The organism is Methanocaldococcus bathoardescens (assembly GCF_000739065.1).
Classification (GTDB): Archaea; AGJL01; Methanococci; order Methanococcales; family Methanocaldococcaceae; genus Methanocaldococcus; species Methanocaldococcus bathoardescens.
In genome coordinates this window covers 1097491-1118603 of the sequence record NZ_CP009149.1, presented here as the reverse complement: position 1 = coordinate 1118603, position 21113 = coordinate 1097491, and the positions used below count along the sequence as shown (strand labels likewise).

The 21113-nt window shown below is 30.3% G+C and carries 20 protein-coding genes and 3 pseudogenes; 15 read left to right on the top strand and 8 right to left on the bottom strand.

Annotated elements, in window-relative coordinates; genetic code table 11:
• Positions 1-24 precede the first annotated feature (24 nt).
• Positions 25-534 (top strand): TIGR00295 family protein, encoded by a 510-nt coding sequence (locus JH146_RS05685; protein WP_048202092.1) that lies wholly within the window; start codon positions 25-27, stop codon positions 532-534.
• 34 nt (positions 535-568) lie between these two features.
• On the opposite strand, the gene JH146_RS05680 is transcribed toward JH146_RS05685, so the two are convergent.
• From JH146_RS05680 to JH146_RS05660, 7 genes and pseudogenes are all read right to left on the bottom strand, one after another.
• Entirely contained in the window at positions 569-1468 is a 900-nt protein-coding gene (locus tag JH146_RS05680; protein WP_048202091.1) for a type II secretion system F family protein, read from the bottom strand.
• A gap of 10 nt (positions 1469-1478) precedes the next feature.
• Positions 1479-2510, bottom strand: a complete 1032-nt coding sequence (locus JH146_RS05675; RefSeq protein WP_048202090.1) for a type II secretion system F family protein — start codon at positions 2508-2510, stop codon at positions 1479-1481.
• A gap of 38 nt (positions 2511-2548) precedes the next feature.
• Positions 2549-4738 carry an ATPase, T2SS/T4P/T4SS family gene (locus tag JH146_RS05670; RefSeq protein ID WP_048202089.1) on the bottom strand — a complete coding sequence of 730 codons (2190 nt, stop codon included), beginning with the start codon at positions 4736-4738 and terminating at the stop codon, positions 2549-2551.
• Between the two features lie 77 nt (positions 4739-4815).
• Positions 4816-5535: pseudogene (locus tag JH146_RS08845) on the bottom strand (transcription initiation factor IIB); the annotation flags it as partial.
• Between the two features lie 6 nt (positions 5536-5541).
• A pseudogene (locus JH146_RS08840) lies at positions 5542-6984 on the bottom strand (LAGLIDADG family homing endonuclease); the annotation flags it as partial.
• A pseudogene (locus JH146_RS08835) lies at positions 6970-7260 on the bottom strand (TFIIB-type zinc ribbon-containing protein); the annotation flags it as partial. The pseudogenes JH146_RS08835 and JH146_RS08840, both read right to left, overlap by 15 nt.
• Positions 7261-7278: 18 nt before the next feature.
• Positions 7279-7524: a Gar1/Naf1 family protein gene (locus JH146_RS05660; RefSeq protein WP_048202087.1), complete on the bottom strand. Its 246-nt coding sequence runs from the start codon at positions 7522-7524 to the stop codon at positions 7279-7281.
• Between the two features lie 141 nt (positions 7525-7665).
• Here JH146_RS05660 and JH146_RS05655 point away from each other — a divergent pair, with 141 nt between their 5' ends.
• The 9 genes from JH146_RS05655 to JH146_RS05615 all read left to right on the top strand — a co-directional run bounded on the left by JH146_RS05655 (position 7666) and on the right by JH146_RS05615 (position 15291).
• Positions 7666-8235 (top strand): cyclase family protein, encoded by a 570-nt coding sequence (locus JH146_RS05655; protein ID WP_048202086.1) that lies wholly within the window; start codon positions 7666-7668, stop codon positions 8233-8235.
• A gap of 165 nt (positions 8236-8400) precedes the next feature.
• Positions 8401-9432: a 5,10-methenyltetrahydromethanopterin hydrogenase gene (gene hmd, locus JH146_RS05650; RefSeq protein WP_048202085.1), complete on the top strand. Its 1032-nt coding sequence runs from the start codon at positions 8401-8403 to the stop codon at positions 9430-9432.
• A gap of 118 nt (positions 9433-9550) precedes the next feature.
• Positions 9551-10621, top strand: a complete 1071-nt coding sequence (gene hmdB / locus JH146_RS05645) for a 5,10-methenyltetrahydromethanopterin hydrogenase cofactor biosynthesis protein HmdB (protein ID WP_048202084.1) — start codon at positions 9551-9553, stop codon at positions 10619-10621.
• 26 nt (positions 10622-10647) lie between these two features.
• A complete protein-coding gene (locus JH146_RS05640; protein WP_048202083.1) occupies positions 10648-11199 on the top strand; it encodes a hypothetical protein in 552 nt (183 codons plus the stop codon).
• Positions 11183-12700, top strand: a complete 1518-nt coding sequence (gene hmdC, locus JH146_RS05635; protein WP_048202082.1) for a 5,10-methenyltetrahydromethanopterin hydrogenase cofactor biosynthesis protein HmdC — start codon at positions 11183-11185, stop codon at positions 12698-12700. The genes JH146_RS05640 and hmdC overlap by 17 nt, the downstream gene beginning before the upstream one ends.
• 19 nt (positions 12701-12719) lie before the next feature.
• Positions 12720-13124 (top strand): hypothetical protein, encoded by a 405-nt coding sequence (locus JH146_RS05630; RefSeq protein ID WP_193787659.1) that lies wholly within the window; start codon positions 12720-12722, stop codon positions 13122-13124.
• Positions 13106-13264, top strand: coding sequence for a hypothetical protein (locus tag JH146_RS08690; protein ID WP_153232497.1), 159 nt, complete (start codon positions 13106-13108; stop codon positions 13262-13264). The genes JH146_RS05630 and JH146_RS08690 overlap by 19 nt, the downstream gene beginning before the upstream one ends.
• A 113-nt stretch (positions 13265-13377) precedes the next feature.
• Entirely contained in the window at positions 13378-14589 is a 1212-nt protein-coding gene (locus tag JH146_RS05620) for an MBL fold metallo-hydrolase (RefSeq protein ID WP_048202081.1), read from the top strand.
• Between the two features lie 21 nt (positions 14590-14610).
• On the top strand, positions 14611-15291 hold the full coding sequence (locus JH146_RS05615) for a metal-dependent hydrolase (RefSeq protein ID WP_048202080.1): 681 nt from the start codon (positions 14611-14613) through the stop codon (positions 15289-15291).
• 9 nt (positions 15292-15300) lie between these two features.
• On the opposite strand, the gene argH is transcribed toward JH146_RS05615, so the two are convergent.
• A complete protein-coding gene (argH, locus tag JH146_RS05610; RefSeq protein ID WP_048202079.1) occupies positions 15301-16755 on the bottom strand; it encodes an argininosuccinate lyase in 1455 nt (484 codons plus the stop codon).
• 106 nt (positions 16756-16861) lie between these two features.
• On the opposite strand from argH, the gene JH146_RS05605 reads away from it, so the two are divergent.
• From JH146_RS05605 to JH146_RS05585, 5 genes are read left to right on the top strand one after another with little or no spacing between them, the layout of a single operon-like run.
• A complete protein-coding gene (locus tag JH146_RS05605) occupies positions 16862-17746 on the top strand; it encodes an AIR synthase related protein (protein ID WP_048202078.1) in 885 nt (294 codons plus the stop codon).
• Positions 17747-17761: 15 nt separating this feature from the next.
• Entirely contained in the window at positions 17762-19000 is a 1239-nt protein-coding gene (locus tag JH146_RS05600; RefSeq protein ID WP_048202077.1) for a methanogenesis marker 15 protein, read from the top strand.
• A 41-nt stretch (positions 19001-19041) separates the two neighbouring features.
• A complete protein-coding gene (locus JH146_RS05595; RefSeq protein WP_048202076.1) occupies positions 19042-19608 on the top strand; it encodes a methanogenesis marker 17 protein in 567 nt (188 codons plus the stop codon).
• A 30-nt stretch (positions 19609-19638) separates the two neighbouring features.
• Positions 19639-20499 carry a radical SAM protein gene (locus JH146_RS05590; RefSeq protein ID WP_173400827.1) on the top strand — a complete coding sequence of 287 codons (861 nt, stop codon included), beginning with the start codon at positions 19639-19641 and terminating at the stop codon, positions 20497-20499.
• A 4-nt stretch (positions 20500-20503) separates the two neighbouring features.
• On the top strand, positions 20504-21106 hold the full coding sequence (locus JH146_RS05585; protein WP_048202075.1) for a DUF366 family protein: 603 nt from the start codon (positions 20504-20506) through the stop codon (positions 21104-21106).
• Positions 21107-21113: the final 7 nt, after the last annotated feature.

Genomic DNA, 21113 nt, shown 5'->3' with positions numbered 1-21113 from the left:
AAATATTCACTATAGAGTGGGAATATGGAGTTTGAAAAAGCCCGATCTATTTTAAAAAATTTATGTCCTGATAATGTGGTAGAGCATTGTTTGGCAGTTTCAGAATATGCTTATGAATTGGCTTTAGCTATAAGAAACAATGGCTATAGTGTTGATGTTGAGCTTGTTAGATTGGGAGGTTTATTGCATGATATTGGAAGAAGTAAGACCCATGGTATAGAGCATGGAGTTGTAGGAGCTGAAATTTTAAGGGAGTTGGGTTTTGATGAGAAACTTGCATTGATAGCTGAGAGGCATATTGGAGCGGGAATAACAAAAGAGGAAGCTATAGAGCTTGGACTACCTCCAAAGGATTATGTGCCAATAACATTAGAAGAAAAGATTGTAGCTCATGCAGATAACTTAATATTTGGGACTAAAAGGGTAGAGATAGATGATGTTATAAAAAAATTTGAAAAGAAACTTGGCAAAAATCATCCTTCAATTAAGAGAATTATTCTACTGAATGATGAGATAAATAATCTTTTAAAATAAATTTAAAATAACAATATCTTATTAAATTTTTAAGTTAAGTAAAGAATCCAGGAGCGATTTTTAGAATTGAGTAATACGCTAAAATACCAATAGTCATAGTTATAGCTGAGATTAAGAACATCCTTCCAATTTTTAGTCCAAATATTGGAATTGCAAATAGAGCCCCTATGATTGCTGTCCCTGTTTGTATAATCTCTAAACCTCTTGATATGTCTTCTGGTTTAACTGGAGGTAGTGGGGTCATTCCACTTAGCATATTTGATATGGTTATTAGATAAGCTCCCAACAATCCAGCGACAGCTGGGATGACACCACATAATATAATAAAACCAACTGCCAAACCTCCAGCTGTAACACTCAATAACTGCCTTTTATACAGTTTAAAATCTTCAAGAGTCTTAGCTAAAATTTTTAAGGAATCTGCTAAATCTCCTCCATATTTTCTATTCTCAATCATAATTCTTGTTAACATCCTTAAAACTTTAGAATCATATAAATTAGATACAACTGTCATAGATTCTTCAAAACTTATTTTTTGTTTTTCCATTAAATAGAGAACTTTCCTAAAAATATTGCTGACTTCTTTTATATTGCTTTTTACAACCTCATCTAACGCCTCATTTATAGACCTTCCAGATTCAAGAGTTAATATCATAATATAGAGGGCTTGTGGAATATTATTTTCAAGTTTTTCTATTTTGTTTTCGTAGAGTATTGAAGGTAGAGATATTGCTGCTCCAATATATATAGTGGTTAAAATTATAATTCCCTTTAGAGTTAAATTCAAATAATATCCAATTATAACGGATAATACACTTATAAATATTAGAAACAATATGAATTTTTTATCATCAATATTTCTTCCAAGTTTTTTTAAAATTATAGTATTTTTCTTAATGGTATGATAATATATGAGTTCGAGATATTTTTTCATAGGTATCACTTTATTCGACCTTTAATTTAACAAAGATTCCAAATATTAATGTTAATAATGGACCAATTTTTGTTAATAGAAGGTCTAATGTATTTAATATCCCAGTAAATCCTTGATTTGCTATCATGGTTGATAAAATCATCCCACTAAATGGAAGAATTAATCCTACACCGAACACCAAGTTTCCTAAGTTTTGTATCATAAATTTAGACGAATCTAATTTGACCATAGATTCTCTAACGATATCTTCATATAGTTTTTCTAATAGTAATGGTAGATTACCTTTATTATATCCTATAATCATTTGGTCATATAACTTTTTTAGTAGTGGTATTTCAGTTCTTAGTTTAGCTCTTTCAAGCGCTTCAGCCAAACTATAACCAGAAATATTATCTTTAATTATGGTTCTTGTTTCAAACGCTACAATACCGTATTCATTACTTTTGGATATCCTTTCAAGAACTTCAGGAAGGGAAGCTCCTGCCCTAAGTATGGATATCATATACAGTAGAGCAAATAGCACCTGCAACTTTATTTCTCCTCTAAACAATATCAACCTAAGTTTTGGATAAAATATTGACAATATTAACACAATAATTGAGCCAATGATTCCATTTATTAATCCACCAATAATATTTTCATCTAAAATTCCCATAAATAACAAAACAATGAAAACAAGTGCCATATAAATAATTACTTTTTTAAAATATTCTATTTCATTTTCAAATCCTATATATTTGAGTTGGTTTCTTGATAGAATTTTCACGTTTTTGAAAATATTTGATAGAGATTCTGCAGGTTTTTTAATAAATTCCTCCTCATATAACAAAAATTCATATTTTTTGTACTTTTCAAGAGTTAACATGTCTTCAGGTTCAATATATATGCCATAGAACTCAGAAATTTTCATTCCTAACTCTTCACCCATTTTTTTCATTTCAGACATTAGTTTGGCATCTAATGCCTTAAGACCCCATTTATATAAAAGTATATCAATCTTTATTTTAATTCTTTTAATTTTCTCTTTCAAATTTTCATCCATTCAAATCCCCAAAATAATATAGTATTAAATTAAATTGATTAAATTGATATTGATTTTAAGAGTTTTTCCGGGTCTGTCTGATAGTTCATTATATATTTAGCAACGTCTTCTAACTGCCTAATATTATTTTTATATAGATAGCTTATAACTCTTTTTCTATTTTCTCTATCTCTTAATAATTCCTCTCTTGAAATTCCAGCAATTTCACAAACTTCCTCTTCCCACATACATATTCCTTTTCTTTCTAAACGGTCTTTTAGACCATTGTATTCATAAAGTGTAGTTTTGGCAATTTTATGACCTTCTCCACCACCTTTAACAATCTCTACAATTCCCAAAATTCTTCTTACAGTTTTTCCAGCTCTTCTAATTCTCTGCTGGTTTATAATAAAATCTAACGCTGTTAGCATAATCTTTGGAACATTCATTGGTGGGCTTGTTAATCTTAAAATAGCTTCGTCAGCACTATTGGCATGTAATGTCCCTGAGCAGTTTGAAACAATAATTCCTCCATATTTTCCAGCAATATAGGTGTGGTTATCTTCAACTGTTAAGTCATAAATGTATCCATCATAATAAATTTCTTGAATATCAACTATCTCATCCCAATATATATCTGAATTTGCTAAAATTTTTAATTCGTTAGAGTTTAGAGTATTAATTTTGTATAATTCGTTTTTTGATGATGGATTTTCTATATTTTCTTTCCCATTAATTTTTAATTCTCTTGGAAGTGCAATATAATCTCCAACTTTAGCCATTTCTGCATTAATCTCAAATATTTTGTTGTTCATCTTGTATATTGGATGGTCATGAGTTAATGTTATTTCTTTTCCGCTCTTAGTTTTTATTTTTAATAGCTTTCCTCTGTATCTTTTCCTCCAGACCCTTGTTATTCTTTTATCTTCAATTTTTAATGTTGATTTATTAAAACTTTTAATAAAGATATTTTCATCTTCAATATTTATCCATTCGAATCCATTCCTTTCTTTTTTACCTTTTCTATTATTGAAAAACTTATCAACAAAGTCCCCAATTTTAACAACATTTCCATCTGATAGATAAATAGGTTCATCATAAGCCAAAGCCCCATCATGCCCCGTATTCATAGCAACAAGCAGTGAATGAGCTTCTTCCCCTCTAACTTCTCCGACAAATATTCTATCTGGCCTCATTCTTAGAGCATTTTTAATTAAATCATCCATGGTAATTTCATATTCAGGCATTCCAGGTCTTGCAGGTCTTGTAACCATTTTTATAACGTGTTTATGAGGAATTTGCAATTCTGGAGTGTCTTCTATGGTAATAATTCTTTCATTATACATTGAAAATAGAGATAAAACATTTAGTAGAGTGGTTTTTCCAGAACCTGTCCCACCGACTATTAATGTATTAGCTGGTTTTGCTCCAAAATAGCCCTCAACTGCCTGCCATAAAAAAGCTGCAGTATCTATATCTAAAGTTCCAAAGTTTATTAAATCTATAACAGTTAATGGATTTTTTGAGAACTTTCTTATAGTTAGTGTAGCTCCATTCATTGTAATATCTGCTGTTGTAGCATTAACCCTACTTCCATCTGGTAAAAATGCATCGAGCATTGGAAATCTTGAATCTATTGGCCTATTAACCAAATTTGCAATACTTTCAATAATCCTATCTACTTCATTTCTATCTAATACTATATTTGTTTCACACATCTGATGTTTCCTGTGAAATACAAAAACTGGAAGATTGTAACCATTAACCATTATTTCTTCTAATCTATCGTCATTTATTGGAATTTCTAATAAACCTAACCTACCCGATATTAGGTAGAAATATTTTGCTAATGAATCGATATATGGAATGTTTAGATTATATTTTGTAGAGAAATCTGATAAGTAATTTTTTATTTGGCTGTATTCTATCAATCCTAAATCTCCAATCTGCATTTTTATTAAGTTTATGTTATCTTTTGAGAGCTTTGATAAAGCAGTGTTAATTTTTTCAATTTCAGGAATTAGATAATATATAAAACCTCCTTCTTTTTTTATTACAATATCAACACTTATTTCATCAATAGTAACAGTATAAGAGTCTAATATCCCATTAACTCCAAAATTCTCTTTTTTTAATGTAATGTCGTTTTTTATTGTTGGGGTTAGAATATCATCTTTTTTAGAGCTTGCTGTTGTAGATTCTCTAAGGCTTTTTTCAGTCTTTTTTTGAATTTTATCAAACAATCCCACTATATTATCACCTTAAAAAATGATAAATCTTATTTAGTTCAAAAATTTTTAAATAATTTCTTCTCTATATTTTTAACTTACAAAGTTACATCAATATCCAAGTGTTCTGTTAGCTCCTTGTATCTGTTTCTTATTGTTACTTCTGTTACTCCTGCAACTTCAGCAACTTCTCTCTGAGTTCTTCTACAGCCAAGAAGGACACTTGCTATATATATTGCTGCAGCAGCAACCCCTGTAGGTCCTCTACCACTTGTTAATCCTTTTTCAGCAGCTTGTTGTAATATCTGTATAGCTTTAGACTCAACTTCTCCAGGTAATCCAAGTTCAGATGCAAATCTTGGCACATAATCGATAGGATTTGTTGGAGTTAATTTTATACCTAATTCTCTTGCTAAAAATCTATAAGTTCTTCCAATTTCTTTTCTATCCACTCTTGAAGCCTCAGCAATTTCATCTAAAGTTCTTGGCACTCTACATCTTCTACAAGCAGCATAAATAGCAGCTGCAACAACTCCCTCAATACTTCTACCTCTTATTAATCCTTTCTCAACAGCCCCTCTGTAAATTATAGCTGCATTTTCCCTAACGTGTCTTGGTAATCCGAGTTTTGATGTAATTCTATCTAATTCCGATAAAGCAAATGCTAAGTTTCTTTCTGCAGCGTCACTAACTCTAATTCTCCTCTGCCATTTTCTTAATCTGTAAAGTTGAGCTCTTTTATTTGCAGATAAATCTTTTCCATAACTATCTTTATTTCTCCAATCAATAACTGTTGATAACCCCTTATCATGGATAGTGTTATGCAATACAAATCCTCCAAATCCAGCAACGAAGTTTTCAGCATTAGGCACTGTTAAATCATAAGCATATCCGTTAGTTGGTTTTATCTTGTTAATTTCTTTAATTTTTAGGAATATGAAGTCAGAGTTGATAAGTTTTTCGAGTTTTCTATCGTTGTATTTTTTAGCAATTTTTAATGCAAGGTCTCTTCCAATTTTATCCCTATCTCTACATTTCCATTCTTTTCTATACTCATAAGGGGCTGGGATTAACTCAGAAATTGGTGGTTTTTTGTTTTCTTTCTGATAATTGCTTATGTATCCCAATTTTTCTATATCTTCAGGATTTGTTATTGTTAATATATAGGAATGGCTATCTTTAACATACTGCCCAGTTTTTTCAATTACATGTCCTTTAATAAACTCTTCTCCATAGTTTGCATTAATTCCTAACTGCAATAGTAAGAAGGATAAATCTTCAATAAGTTCTTTTGATGCAGAAACCGCCTTTAACTGAACTGTTGAATACTTTTTATTTATGTATAAGTTACCATCTCCATTGAAGTATCCAATTAAAAATGCTTTCTTTAACTTTGCTGGGAATTTGAATACAATTGATGGCACTCTCTTGTTCTTTGCTCCACTTCTTATATTTAACTTTTTGAATAACTCAACTAATATTTTGCTGTTTATCTCAATTTGGACACTTGAACGCTTCTCATAAACAATTGGATTTAAGTTTAAGGATTTGAAGTAACCAACAACCTCATTTATGTATTCTTTTTCATGAGAACCAAAGGAAAATACAATTTTTTTATCATCATAATGTCCTTCTGCAATGAAATATCCCAATATCTTGGCAAATTTTTCATCTACTTTTATTTTTACTGGGAGGGATTTGCCACTTCTACATCTAATTGTGGCGTTGTCTGGAATTGGAATGTTATTTTCTAAGACATATTTCAATGGAGCAGATTTTCTTCTCCTCCAATCTTTATTCTTATAAGGATAGTCAAACTGGATATAAACATTTTCTAAATCTTTTACAATATCGATTAGGTTAATTTCAATATCTTCTTCAATATATGGCAACTCTTTTGCTAAAACTAATATATCTCCAACTTTTAGCTCATCAACCCTTATTGGAACAACTTCATTATCTTTTATGGTAAAGACGCTATGGCTTCCAGTAACTCTAACCTTTTTATTTCCTTCAACAACTATTTCGAACATTTCACTTACTGGATGTCTTGAAACCTCTGAAACCGGCATAAATTTAAATTTGTAATTGCTGTCGAAGGCAATAACTTCAATACTCTCACATTTAGCTATTTCTAAGATACCTTCTCTTCTGACATTCTCTGCATTTTCAATAATTCTATCTATAAGTTCTCCAATCTTAATAACTTTTATTTCTCCATTCTCTCTAATTATTATTGGCTCACTGTAATCAACACTATAAGTCATTGGAGCTCCAACTCTACATCTCTTAATCTTTTGTTCATGGTCAAATGCTCTCCACTCTGGCCCAATATCGAATAATTTTTCTTTAATAACACATCCACATTTAGCACAGACGATTTCAGCCCTTTCATAATCTTTAACAACTTCTTTGCTACCACAAATTGGACAAATAATTTCTTCTTCTCCAATATTTCCTTCTTTTTTTTCAGATTTTTCAGCTTTTGTTATAATTTTCTTTTCTTTTGTGTTTTTCTCTTCTTTAGTTTTGAGAGCTTCCATAGGCTACACCATTAAAGTTTAATTTTTCTTCTTAGAATTTTTATATTTGGATTTATCGTTTTTAATATATGCAATCCCAGAAACGTCTATGTCTTTGTTAATAGGGAGTATTTTTATATACGGTTTAGCTACAGGTCCAAAAATATCAACTACCTTGCCAATTTTCTTATTTTTAAAAATAACAACTGAACCAATCTTTATCTCTCTCTTTCCTCTACCTATCAAGAAACCCTTTGGCGTTTTGTGAAGTATTTCTATTTTCAAATTGCTCCCTCTATATATGCTGATTTATTTTTATTGAAAACTGGTATATATAATTTTCGAAAACTTTATATATATGTGTTTTGAAGAGGTATATATACTTAATGAAAATACATTTAAATATATAAAAACTAAAGTGAAAACATGAAAATCTTAGATTTAACTCAAACTCTAATTAACTTTCCCTATCCCGGAGACCCAGAGCTAAAAATCACTGAAAAAGAGATAGATGGATTTATAGTATCAGAAATTGTTATGGGCTCTCATCTATGCACACACATAGATTATCCAAAACATGTAGGATTGGAAAATAAAATTCCGTTTAAAGGTGGGATAATTGAGGGAAAAGGATATTGTATATCTTTGAATGATTTTGAGATGAATAAATTGCCTGTTTGTGATATATTACTAATTTATACAGGATTTTCTAAATATTGGAAGAGAAAGGAATATTTTGAGGAAATTCCAGAAATACCATTTTTAGATGATATTATTAAAAGCAACATAAAATGTATTGGCATAGATGCATGCACAATTGGTGGATTTGAGGAGCATAAAAAGCTATTATCAAAAAATATTTTAATTATTGAAAATCTAAATGAAAATTTGAAAAATTTAGTTGGAAAAAGCTTCTATTTTTTAGGATTGCCGTTAAAGATATTTGATATTGATGCCTCGCCTATCAGATGTATTGCTATTTTAGATTTCTTTTAGACCATATTTAATTTTTTATATTGGCTATTAGAAAATGTAGTATCATAGATAATACTTATTTATGGCTATTTACTACTTAGAACCAAATAGATAATTTTATATATTACCAAATATAACAATAATATTATCGGAATTATTTGAAACATTTAACAAAAAGGTGATAGTGTGAAAATAGCAATCTTAGGGGCTGGATGTTACAGAACACACGCAGCTGCAGGGATTACAAACTTCATGAGAGCATCACAAGTTGCTAATGAAGTCGGAAAACCAGAAATTGCTTTAACACACTCAACAATCACAATGGGAGCTGAGCTTTTACACTTAGTTCCTGATGTTAAAGAAGTTATTGTTTCAGACCCATGTTTTGCTGAAGAGCCAGGATTAGTTGTTATTGATGAATTTGACCCAAAAGAAGTTATGGAAGCTCATTTAAATGGAAATCCAGAAAGTATAATGCCAAAAATTAGAGAAGTTGTTAAGGCAAAAGCAAAAGAGTTACCAAAACCACCAAAAGCATGTATACACTTTGTCCACCCAGAAGATGTTGGTTTAAAAGTTACATCAGATGATAAAGAGGCAGTTGCAGATGCAGATATTATTTTAACATGGTTACCAAAAGGAAACAAACAGCCAGACATTATTAAGAAATTTGCAGATGCAATTCCAGAAGGAGCTATTGTAACCCACGCATGTACAATTCCAACAACAAAATTCGCAAAAATCTTCAAAGATTTAGGAAGAGATGACTTAAACATAACCTCATACCACCCAGGATGTGTTCCAGAGATGAAAGGACAAGTTTACATTGCTGAAGGTTATGCAAGTGAAGAAGCAGTTAACAAATTATATGAAATCGCTAAGATTGCAAGAGGAAATGCATTTAAGATGCCTGCTAACTTAATTGGTCCAGTTTGTGACATGTGTTCAGCAGTTACAGCAACTGTCTATGCTGGTTTATTAGCTTACAGAGATGCAGTTACAAAAATCTTAGGAGCACCTGCTGACTTCGCTCAAATGATGGCTGATGAAGCTTTAACACAAATACACAACTTAATGAAAGAGAAAGGAATTGCTAACATGGAAGAAGCATTAGACCCAGCTGCATTATTAGGAACAGCAGACAGTATGTGCTTCGGTCCATTAGCAGATATCTTACCAACAGCATTGAAGGTATTAGAGAAACACAAAAAAGAATAAATATCTTTTTAAATTACTTTTTTATTTTTTATTTTTAGTTTAATTTATAGAAAAATCGAAAACTTTTTAATCTTTTTTAATTGTAAGATACTTTTTAATCATGATGATTGGTGATGTAATGATATTTGAAAAAATAGAGGAGAATTTTAAAGAATTAAAAGAAGGAAATAAAGAATTTATAAAAAATGGACTTATAGATGAAGATGAAGCGTTAAAACTATTTAAAATAGATAAATGGAGAGATTATTTAGAATTATTTAGATTAGCTTCAGAAGTTAGGGACTTTTTTAAGAAAGAGATTGAAATAACTTCTACTATACATATAACCAATATTTGTAAGATTAATCCAAAATGCCTATATTGTGGCTTTGCCGCTGGAACTTCAAAAGAGGGATATTATAAACCATTTAGATTAAATGACGAGGAAATAAAAAAATCAGCAATAGCAATTGAAGAAAGTGGAATAAAAAGAGTTAGTTGCTCTTCTGCACATGGTTATCAAGGAAAAGAAGTGGTAAGAGCTTTAAAAATAGTTAAGGAAAATACAAACTTGGAGGTTTTAGTTAATGCTGGAGCTGATTTAACAGAAGAATCAGTAAAGGAGCTCAAAAAATATGGGATTAATACAATTTGCTGTAATTTAGAAACTGTAAATGAAGAGTTATTTAAAAAGGTTAAGCCAGGGGAAGAGTTGGAAGATAGGATAAGGGTTTGTAAATTAGTTAATAAATATGATATTGAGCTATCTTCTGGTTTGTTAATTGGTATTGGGGAGAGTTATGAGGATAGAGTAGAGCATTTATTTTATTTAAAAAACGAGTTGGATGTTGGAGAAATTCCTATAATGGGATTCAATCCCTATAAAGGAACACCGATGGAAAACCATCCAAAATGTTCTGCCTTAGAGCAGGCAAAAACAATAGCTATAACAAGGCTGTTATTCCCAAATATAAGAATAACATCACCAACACCAACAATTGGTGCAGAGTTAGTGCAATTTGCTTTGTTAGGTGGAGCGAGTAATGTAGCAACAGTTATTCCAAAAAATCACCCAATAAATGTAAAAGGAGTAGGAAATCCAAAAACAGGAAATTTGGAAGAAGTAGTTAATATGATTATGGATTTAGGATTAAAACCAAAATTGGATTGGAAGAAGTTTGAAAACTATTTAAAAGCTTATGGAAAATAAATAACTAAAAAAATTATTGGGAAAATATGAAAATAGGAATAACTAAAATGTATAAAGAAATCGCTGATTTAATTGGATTGGAAGATTATGAAATAGTTAATCCTTATGATAATAAAGTTAATTGTGATTTTTTAATTATATCTAAGGGGTATAAAGAGAGAGTGAAAAAACTAAACCCAAATGCAGAGATTTTTGAAGTTAAGTCAGTAACTTTTAAGGATTTAATTGAAAGTTTAGAGGAATTAAAAAAATTAGGTATTGGGGATGAAGAAAAAATAAATAATTCAATAGAATTTCTAAAAAATAAAGAAAGAGAGATAAAAAAATTGACTAAAGATTTAAATGTAAAGGTTAATCCAAAAACAGAGTTTGTTAAAAAAGTTGTTGAAGATTTAGGTCTAAAAATTTCTGATGACGGTATTTTAATAATTCCAGACTATTTGTTTAATGGAAAAGATATAGAAAATGTTATAATCTTAAAAACACACAATTATGATTTAGGATTGGTTGAGAGAATTGAAGATAGGTATTTGCAGATTATAAATGGACTGAGGGATTTTTATGAGAGAACTCATTAAAGAAGCCGTAAATAATTTAGATTCAGCATTAGAATTAAGAAAAATAGTAATAAAAAAATTAAATGAGAAAAAATTAAAAGAAAGCGATATAATTGAGGTTGTTGATGTGGTTGATGATTTATCTTTGGAAGAGATTCAAAAGCTTGGAAGTAATTTAAGAAAATTTCCAATGGGCTGTGATTTAATAGAAATTGCTGTAGGGCCGTGTTCATCATCATTAACATTAACTCAATTTATTGAAAATTGCATATTAACTGATTATATAGGATTTCCAATTCATATCTGCAGTTATGCAGTGGCAGATATTGCTGAAAAAGAAGGATTAAATCCTATAGATGTTTTAAAAATGGTTTTAGAAAATGTTGATGTGCCAATAGATATAGACCACTTTGGAATGTATGGAGCTATGAGGTTTCCAAAGGAAATAACTCATTGTTATGGAGATTGTTATTTTAAAGGCCCACCATTTAAGGGCTGTCCAAGAGATAGGATTCATAAGAGATTGATAGAGAAAGAGAAGGAACATGCCGATGAGTTTGAGGAATGGGTTAGGTTAGCTTCTACTGTATGTATAAATGTGGTTGAGGAGCAAGGTGGAGAGGAGCATGCAGCCCCGTTAGAGGAGATGGAAGTTGTTGCAAAAACAGCAAAAAAATATGGCAAGGGTTTGGAAGGCATTTTCCACATTGGAGATGGATATGATGATTTAATAACTGGAATTAAGGCATGTATTGACTTAGATGTTGATGTATTTGTTGTTGAAGGAGCACCATTTAACAGGGCTAAAGATAGATTGAAAGCTTTTGCTAAGGCAATAGCTGTTTCAAGAATTTTAGTTAAAGGAGGGGTTGTGGCAACAAATGGAGCTTATGAGGATGAATGTAGAATTGGATTAAGAAGTGGTTTAAATGCTATAATAACTGGGTTTCCATTAAATCACCATGGGTATATGTGCGGCTATAGCCCAGAAACAGCAAAGAGAGGAAATTTTGGTTTAAGAAGAGTTATAAGAATAATTAGAGAGGAAATAAAAGCAGGAAATGTTAATGCAAGTTTTATAGATAAGGATATAGTTAAAGCAATTGCCTTAGGAAACAACTTTTTAAAAGGAAATATCTATCCTTACAGCATTGGAGGGTTTTATTTAGGAGATGCACACTGGGCATCTATAAAGGAGAGTAATCTATGTAGAAAATTAAAAGTAAATAAGACAATTGATGACATCTCTACTGATAAAATTGGATTAATTGGGGGAAGATATATAAGTTGGGCAATTGCTGAAAAGGCAGAGGAGGTTTATATTTCAGATACGGATAGTTGGGTAGAGAAAGCTACTATTAAGATTTTAAATGATGCTGGCATCAATGCCTATCCATGCAATGGAGATGATAAAAAAGCTGTAGAGAGTTCAGAAAAAGCATATATAACAACCTTTATCCCAAATATTGCTTTGAAAATACTTAATAAGATTAAGGATAATAAAGTTGAGCTTTTAATTTAAATTTTTACTTTGGGAGATTATGAAATGGATAACTCCATTTGGAATGTTGCATTTAAGTGGTGTCTATTTTATCTTGTTATTTACCATTATGTTCTGTGAAATCATCCATAACACAGAAATTAGCATAATATTGGCGTTATTTGCAACAATCTTTTGGGATATAGTATTAAGTGTTTTATACGGCTTAAGGTTCATTAGAGAAGAGGATTATATAAGGTTGGATTTTGATGGCAGAATTCCGGATTGTTATGGACTTTTTGCAACTGCATGTATTTCAGCAGTGATTTGGACTTATACAGATTCCATATTATTAGCTTTAATAATCCCAACAATAATTGTATTCATAGGAAAGCAATTGATAATGAAATTTATGAAAAAATCGAAAGTTGAAATTTACTTAAAAATTTGGTTAAATTTGAAGTAATTGGCAAAATTACAAAGAATTTGATAACTTTAGAACTAAAATTGTGGATATTAAGAAAGAAAAAGGAAATTGTTAAAGAATCAACTGTTAAGTGGTTAAATACTATTGGAATAAAAGAGGGAGAGGTTGTTATTGGATAAATTGGCTCTATTTTATAAAACTACAAAACTTTAATTTAATAAACAAAATATTTTTATACTATGTTTGAAGAAATAAATTTTTGTATAAACACAAATTAATGTGGGGGAGACTAATGAAAATTTGTGTAATGGACGTGGGACACGGATTATGTATGCCTATCTGTGTTAGTGCAGATTTTAAGAAAATAGAGGTTTTTACGGAAAAGAGATGGGGTATCTTTGGTAAGATTTCCATAGAATATGCAGAACATGCGTTAGTTGATTGTGGTAGTTATAATGGTAAAGAAAAAGCATTTTATGCTTTACACAGAGTATCTTCATATATATCAAGATATACACCGAAATATTTTATATTATCCCACTTTCATTCTGACCATTACAATGGTATTTTTTGTGTAGCAGATAAAGGAAATCATTGGAAGGGATGGTTTGATGAAGTATATTTTCCGGGAATTCCAAAGATTTATGATAATGGTAAGGATATTTCAAATGAATTTATTTTGTATATGTTATCATTTGAATTTTTTCAGATTTATAATAATTATGGTATAGTCAATATTGATTTTTTAGATTTAATATTCAAAATAAATGATAAATGCAAACTTAATCCATGTTTTAAAGGGGATTTTATAAAAATTAGGGGGAAAACCTTTGAAATATTGCATCCACCAAGAATTATCAAAGATGATGAGGTTGTAGAAAGTGTGAAAAAAGTGATAAAAGAATTTAAACAATTTATGAAGGATTACCGTGAATTTGAGGAGATCGTTAAATTTGTTGAAAGATATAGTCCGTTATATAATATAGTCGTCCAAAAAAACATGAAATATGAAAAATTTAATGGAAAAAAACATGAGGAAACATATGAAATTTTAGAAAAATTAAAAAATTTAAAAGATAGAATTAGTGAAAAAGAAAATTTTAAAAAGAAAATTGAAGATCTTGACGAAAAATTTAGGGGTATTACTGATCGTTTAAGTTTAGTGTTTTGTTGTGATAATGAATTGTTATTTATGGGGGATCTGAAACCGTATGAGATAAATAAAATAATAAAAGAATTAAACAGTAAAAATAGGAAATTCTTTTATGTGTTGATAACTCCACATCATGGGACACGATGGGGTTATAAGCTAAAAGATATTGAATGCATATACGCAATCTCTTCAAATGGAGAAAAATATAAAGATAAGTTTGAAAAAAATATTCCAAAATTTAAAAAAATTTCAGAAAATTATCTATCTACTTTAGAAGAGGGAGATATAATAATATCAATAAAATCAACTCCCAAATGTTTATGCCCATGGGGGAGATGTTTTCCATTTTAATAAAATTTTTTAAGGGATTCTATGAATTGGAAGGGACATACAATCTTAGGGATTATCTTTGGATTGCCATTTATTTCTTCACCAGAACAGATATTTTTGGCATTAGCTGGGGCTTTGTATCCAGATTTAGACCATGATGTTAAGGAAGATATTGTTAAAAGAGGAATTTTAATATCTGGAGGGATTGTTTTTATAAATATTTTACTTTACTTTTTTGATAAAAGTTTGTTTAATATTGATTTGTTTATTTTAGGAGTTTCAGTTCTTTTGATATATTTAATTCCTTATTTTTCAGAGCATAGAACTTTAACTCACACATTTTGGTCTTTGTTATTTGTATCTTTTATTTTGGGATATTTATCTTACAAACTCTCATTTATTTCAGCAGTTTTTGCTGGGTTGATATCTTTATTAATGGTTACTAATGAAATTTTACTCGGTAGAGTGATGATTTTTGCCATCTTTGCTTGGGCTATTTTGGATATTATAAAATTAAATCCAGGAATTGATGGAACTTTGCATTACATATTACCAATAATTGCTGGATATTTATCTCATTTAGTTGGAGATTCAATGACACCAGCTGGAGTTAGGGCTTTTTATCCAATATCTAACTATAAATTAAGAAAAAAAGAGGGATATATTTTAGCGGCAATATGGATAATAATGGCAGTTTATGTTTGGAAAGATATGATTTTTTGATAAAATAAATTAAATCTCATAAGATAGCAGAGTTTCTTTAACTTTGTTTATCTTTTGCATTTTTTCATTAACTTCTTTTTCATATTTGTTCAATCTCTCTTTAAATGCCTTTATCCTTTTTTCAACTTCTTCTGGAGCAGGCCCTCCAACAACATCTCTCATCTTAACGTTTTCATAAGGGTCTAATGCTTTTCTTATCTTTTCTTCATCAACGTTCAAATTGTATTTTTCTAAAACCTCATAGATAACTTCAATCATATCCTTTTTTTCTTCTATACTTCTTCTAACAACTTCCCCAACGATGCCATGTGCTGTTCTAAATGGAATTCCTGTCTCTCTAACTAATGTATCAGCCAATTCTGTTGCAGTTGAGTAATTTGCGTTAGCTAATTCTTCCATCCTCTCTTTATTCACTTTTATTGTTTTTAACATTCCATGAACCATTTTTATTGTGTCTATTGTTGTATAAACACTATTCCATAAATGTGGGCTTATTTCTTGCAAATCTCTATTGTAAGTATTTGGTAGAGCTTTTAATATTGTTAATACAGTAACTAAATTTCCATTTAATGTTGAAAGCTTAGCCCTTGCTATTTCAGCAACATCAGGATTTTTCTTTTGAGGCATTATTGAAGAGGTTGAGCAGAACTCGTTAGCAATCTCAATAGTTCCAAATTCGTAAGTTGAGAATAAAACTAACTCTTCACAAATCTTTGATAAGTTTGTCCCCAATATTGCTAAATCTGCCATTGTTTCTAATATAAAATCTCTTGCTGAAACACCATCCATTGAATTTTCTATTATAGCATCAAATCCAAGAAGTTCTTTAGTTCTCTCTCTATTTATCTTAAATCCAGTTGTTGCCATCGCCCCACAACCTAATGGAGAGATATTTATTCTTTTGTAGGCATCTAACAACCTTAAAATATCTCTCTCAATTGCTGAGACATAGCTTAATAAATGGTGAGCAAAAGTTACTGGCTGAGCGTGCTGTAAATGGGTGTAGCCAACAGTTAATGTCTCTTTATGTTTCTCAGCTAATTCTAATATATCCTTTAGCATTTCAATCAATGATTTAACTATTATTAAAACCTTTTCTCTTAAAGCAATTCTTAAATCTGTTGCTACTTCATCATTTCTACTTCTTCCAGTGTGCATTCTTCCTGCTACATCTTCCCCAAGTTTTTTAATTAATTCACTTTCAATAACCATGTGTATATCATCCAAGGAAGGGTCTAAATTAAGATTTTCCATACCTTTTTTATAAATTTCTTTTAAACCTTCAATAATCTTTTTTGCATCTTCTTTTTTTATTATTCCCTGCTCATAAAGCATTATTACATGAGCAATATCGCATAAGATATCTGCCTCAAAAATTTCTTTGTCAAAATCTAAGCTTGTTGTGTATTTTGCTACATCTTCTTTTATTGAATTTCCTAACCTTCCCCTTCTTAAAATGTTCATGTTTTCACCAAACACATTTGCAATGATAATGATTATTTGGTTAATTGATATTTAAATTAAATATATAGTTTGAGTTTTAATAAGATACTTTGCTTTGGGTGTAAGCATGGAAAATTTTGAATACGAGCTAAAAATGGCTATAGAGCATATATTGGAAACAAACTATCCAAGAAAGGCATTTTGGCACTTTGATGATTTAATTGATGATTTAAAAAGTGGAATTAAAGCTGGAGATGATGCAGTAGTTATAAAAAATATGGTCATTAATATAGAAGGCCCATATCCCTTAAAATTGGGGGCTAAAACAGCTTTAATTCATACAGCATGTGATGTAGTGGCAATGGGGGCTAAGCCAAAATTTGCATTAAATGCTATTCAAGCAAAGAACGAAGATGAGATAAAATTAGCAGTTGATGGTTTAAGAAAACAAAGCATAGGTTTAGAGATTCCAATAATTGGAGGAAACACTCAAACAGTTGAAGAGTTAAAATCATGTATTTCAGTAGCTGTTTTTGGAGAGTTGATTGATGAAAATTTGATAATAAGAGATGGAGGGGCTAAGGAAGGAGATTTATTAATTATGCTCGGAGACCCTGTAGAAGGAGATATTGGGGAAAGAATTTATAAAGCAAAGAAAAAATTTGATACATATTTAGAAATCTTAGAGAATGGAATAAAAATAAACGCATGTAAGGATGCATCGAGGGGAGGGTGGTTAGGAAATCTATTAGAGATGTTAATTAAGGCAAAGAAAGGGGCTGAGATAAAATCTCTTCCATATCCAAGAGCTACAAGGTATTTGGGAACTTATATATTGGCAATTCCAGAGAAAGAATATAATAAAGTAGTGGATATCGCATTAAAAAATAAATGTCCAGTAGTATTGTTTGGTAGAATATTAGAAAAACCAAAGCTGATTATAGGCACAAAGGAATATATATCTGAAAATAAAATGTTAGAATTAATAAAAAAATTTCCATATAAATATTAAATTTGGGTGAAGTTAATGGTAAAGATTGCCTTATTAACATGTGGAGCAGAGTGGAGCGGTGTTTATCACGAAATTGAAAAAGCAGCACAAAAGGTTGGTGGAGAACTTATTTTCCCTGAAGTTGATTTATCATATATCGATGAAGTTGAAGAGAGATTGGGGTTTAAAGTTGGCTCAGCTAATTTAAAATTGATGTTTGCAAGAGCAATGTCAATTATTGAAGGAAATACAGATGCTGAAGCAGTATTTATAGCTACATGTTTTAGATGTGCTGAAGGAGCTTTGGTTAGGAATGAGGTAAGAAAACTTATCCAACAAAACACAAATTTGCCAGTAGTTATGTATTCATTCACTGAAAGAACAAAGGCATCTGAGTTATTAACAAGAATGGAGGCATTAACTACAATTGTTGAGAGAAAATCTTTATTAGCAAGAAAGAAGCAGGAAGGAATAAGTTTAGGTATTGATAGTGGTTCTACAACAACAAAGGCAGTTGTTATGATAGATGATGAAGTTGCAGGGACAGGATGGATTTACACAAAGGATGTTATTGAGTCTGCTAAAGAAGCAGTTGATAATGCACTAAAAGAAGCTGGCATATCATTAGACCAAGTTGAAACTATAGGGACTACAGGATATGGAAGATATACAGTTGGAAAATACTTTAACGCTGATTTAATACAAGAAGAGCTAACAGTTAACTCAAAAGGAGCTGCATATTTAGCTGATAAACAGGAAGGGGAAGCAACTGTTATTGACATTGGAGGGATGGATAACAAAGCTATCTCTCTATATGATGCCATTCCAGATGGTTTTACAATGGGAGGAATCTGTGCTGGGGCAAGTGGTAGATTCTTTGAAATTACTGCAAGAAGATTAGGAGTTTCTTTACAAGAGCTTGGAGAATTAGCGGCTAAGGGAGATTGGAGAAAGATAAATATGAACAGCTACTGTATCGTCTTTGGTATTCAGGATTTAGTTACTGCATTAGCTGAAGGGGCTAAAGCTGAAGATGTAGCAGCTGCAGCAGCTCACTCAGTTGCTGAGCAAGTGTTTGAGCAACAATTACAGGAAGTTGATGTTAGGGACCCAGTTATATTAGTTGGAGGAAGTAGTTTGCTGAAGGGTTTAGTTATAGCTATGGAAGAAGTTTTGGGAAGAAAGGTTATTGTTCCAAGATATTCCCAGCTAATTGGAGCTGTTGGAGCCGCTTTATTATCTTCAGGATTCAGATATAAGAAGATAAAGGCATAATAATTTAATTTAACATTTAACTTTTTTAGTGAGGAGAGAGTATGGCTGAGATAATTGTTCATTGTGAAGATAAAGCTGGGAAAGAGATTTATACAAAAGTTATACAAACAGCGTTGGAAGATTTACTGTTAGGAAAATCAATAATTAGAGTTGAATTTATTGCTAAAGAAAAAGAACCATATTTTATATTGGGGGTTCTGCCAAAACCAACAAGAAAAATTATTAAACTGAGAGATTTTGCTGAAATTGTAGAGCAAAAAAAAGAAAATGATAAAATAATATACAAGCTAAAAATTACTGATGAAACTTATGTTCCACACTTATTAAGAAAGATACATGTTATAGACCAGCCGTCAAGGTTTGAAATTATTACAGATTCGGATATTGACTTAGATATGGAAGTTTATGATACAAGCAAAGATTTTATAGATAAAGTAATGGATTTTATGAATAGGGTATTTCCAGAAGGAATGAGAGTTAGAAACACTTATGTAGGGAGAGCCATAGTTTCTGTAGCTTCAGAAAGACCTTTAAAACCTGAAGAAGATGAAGAAGCTTTAAAATTAAAGGAAAAATTGGAGACGATGAATATTGCTGGATACTACTAAAAATTAAAAAATTTAATTTTTGTGGTGCCTATGATAATTTTAAGAAATGAGATTTGCGATAAATTGGAAGAAATAGTTAAGAATTTAAAGATAGTTAAACACTGCATTGGCTGTGAGGGAATAAACTTAGAAATAGAAAATCCCTATCATCATCCATCAATAGAATTAACACAAAAGTGTAATTTAAACTGTATTTATTGTTATTCAAGGCTGAAAAATGTAAAAAGAGGAATTTATGGAAATTTAGAAGAGGCAGAGGCAGTTACTATATCTCAGTATGGAGAACCTCTATTAGATTTGGAAGGAGTAAAAAAGGGAATAGAGTTTTGTAAAGATTTGGGGCTGAGAGTTGATTTACAGACAAATGGAATTTTATTAAATGAAGAGATGATAAAAGAGTTTAAAGATTTAGGTTTAGATTTGATAATGATTAGTTTAAGCTCTTTTAGTAATGAAAAGTATAAATTATTGACTGGAAAAGATTATTTTGATAGAGTTTTAAATAATATAAAAATTGCTTCCAAGTATTTGCATACAATTGTTAGAGCAATTTATATTCCAGGATTTAATGATAATGAACTCTTAAATTTAGCTAAAGAGCTTAACGGCTATGCTGATGAGATTATGGTTCATCAGCTTATTTCATACAAAGAGAACGAAAATCTTTTAAAAAATGCTGGAATAGATTTGAATAATTTGGGAAGAATCAGAGATTTACTTTTAATAGTTGATGAAATGCAAAAAAATGCACCTAAAATTAATGTTACTATTAAAGGATGCCTATTGGTTCAATTAAAGGAAATGGATGGTTTTATATTAAACAATATAACTTATGATGTATTCTCTGAAGTTCCAGATATTAAAAGAGAATATAGTCCTTTACCATGGTGATTTTATGGATTTTGAAGTTTATGATACTGAATACATGTCTATAATCTTTGTTAAAGACAAATTGGATTATACTGGAAAAGAGATAGAGCCATTATGGGCATTTAAAACCTTTGATGTTCAGAAAGATAATGTTGTAGTTTTTAGAGGAAAGATGGAAGTTTCTGCAAAAAATATGAAGGATTTGAAAGATATTAAGAGAGAAAAAGAAATAAAAGTCCCAATAAAATCAGAAGATGCTATAAATTTTGTTGTAGAGCATTTTGATGCCATTGATTTAAAGACAATATATTTAAGGCAGAGATTATTGGTTTTTATAGCAAAAGAGGTTATTGAAAGTTATAATGTAAAGCTAAAAAGAGATGGAGATGATTTATATTTTGAGGATAAAAAATTATCTGTTTGTATTGCATGTAAAGGAACTGTTTCAGCAAAAATACATTTGGGGATAAATGTCAAATCAAAAGGAGCAGAGCATGTTAAAATTGTTGGATTGGAAGATTTAGGGGTAAAAAATGTTGATGAAGTTATGAGAAAGATAGCAATTAAATATGCTGAAGAAATAGATAAGATTGAGAGAGATTTGAGAAAGACGCTTCCATTAATATAACTAAAAT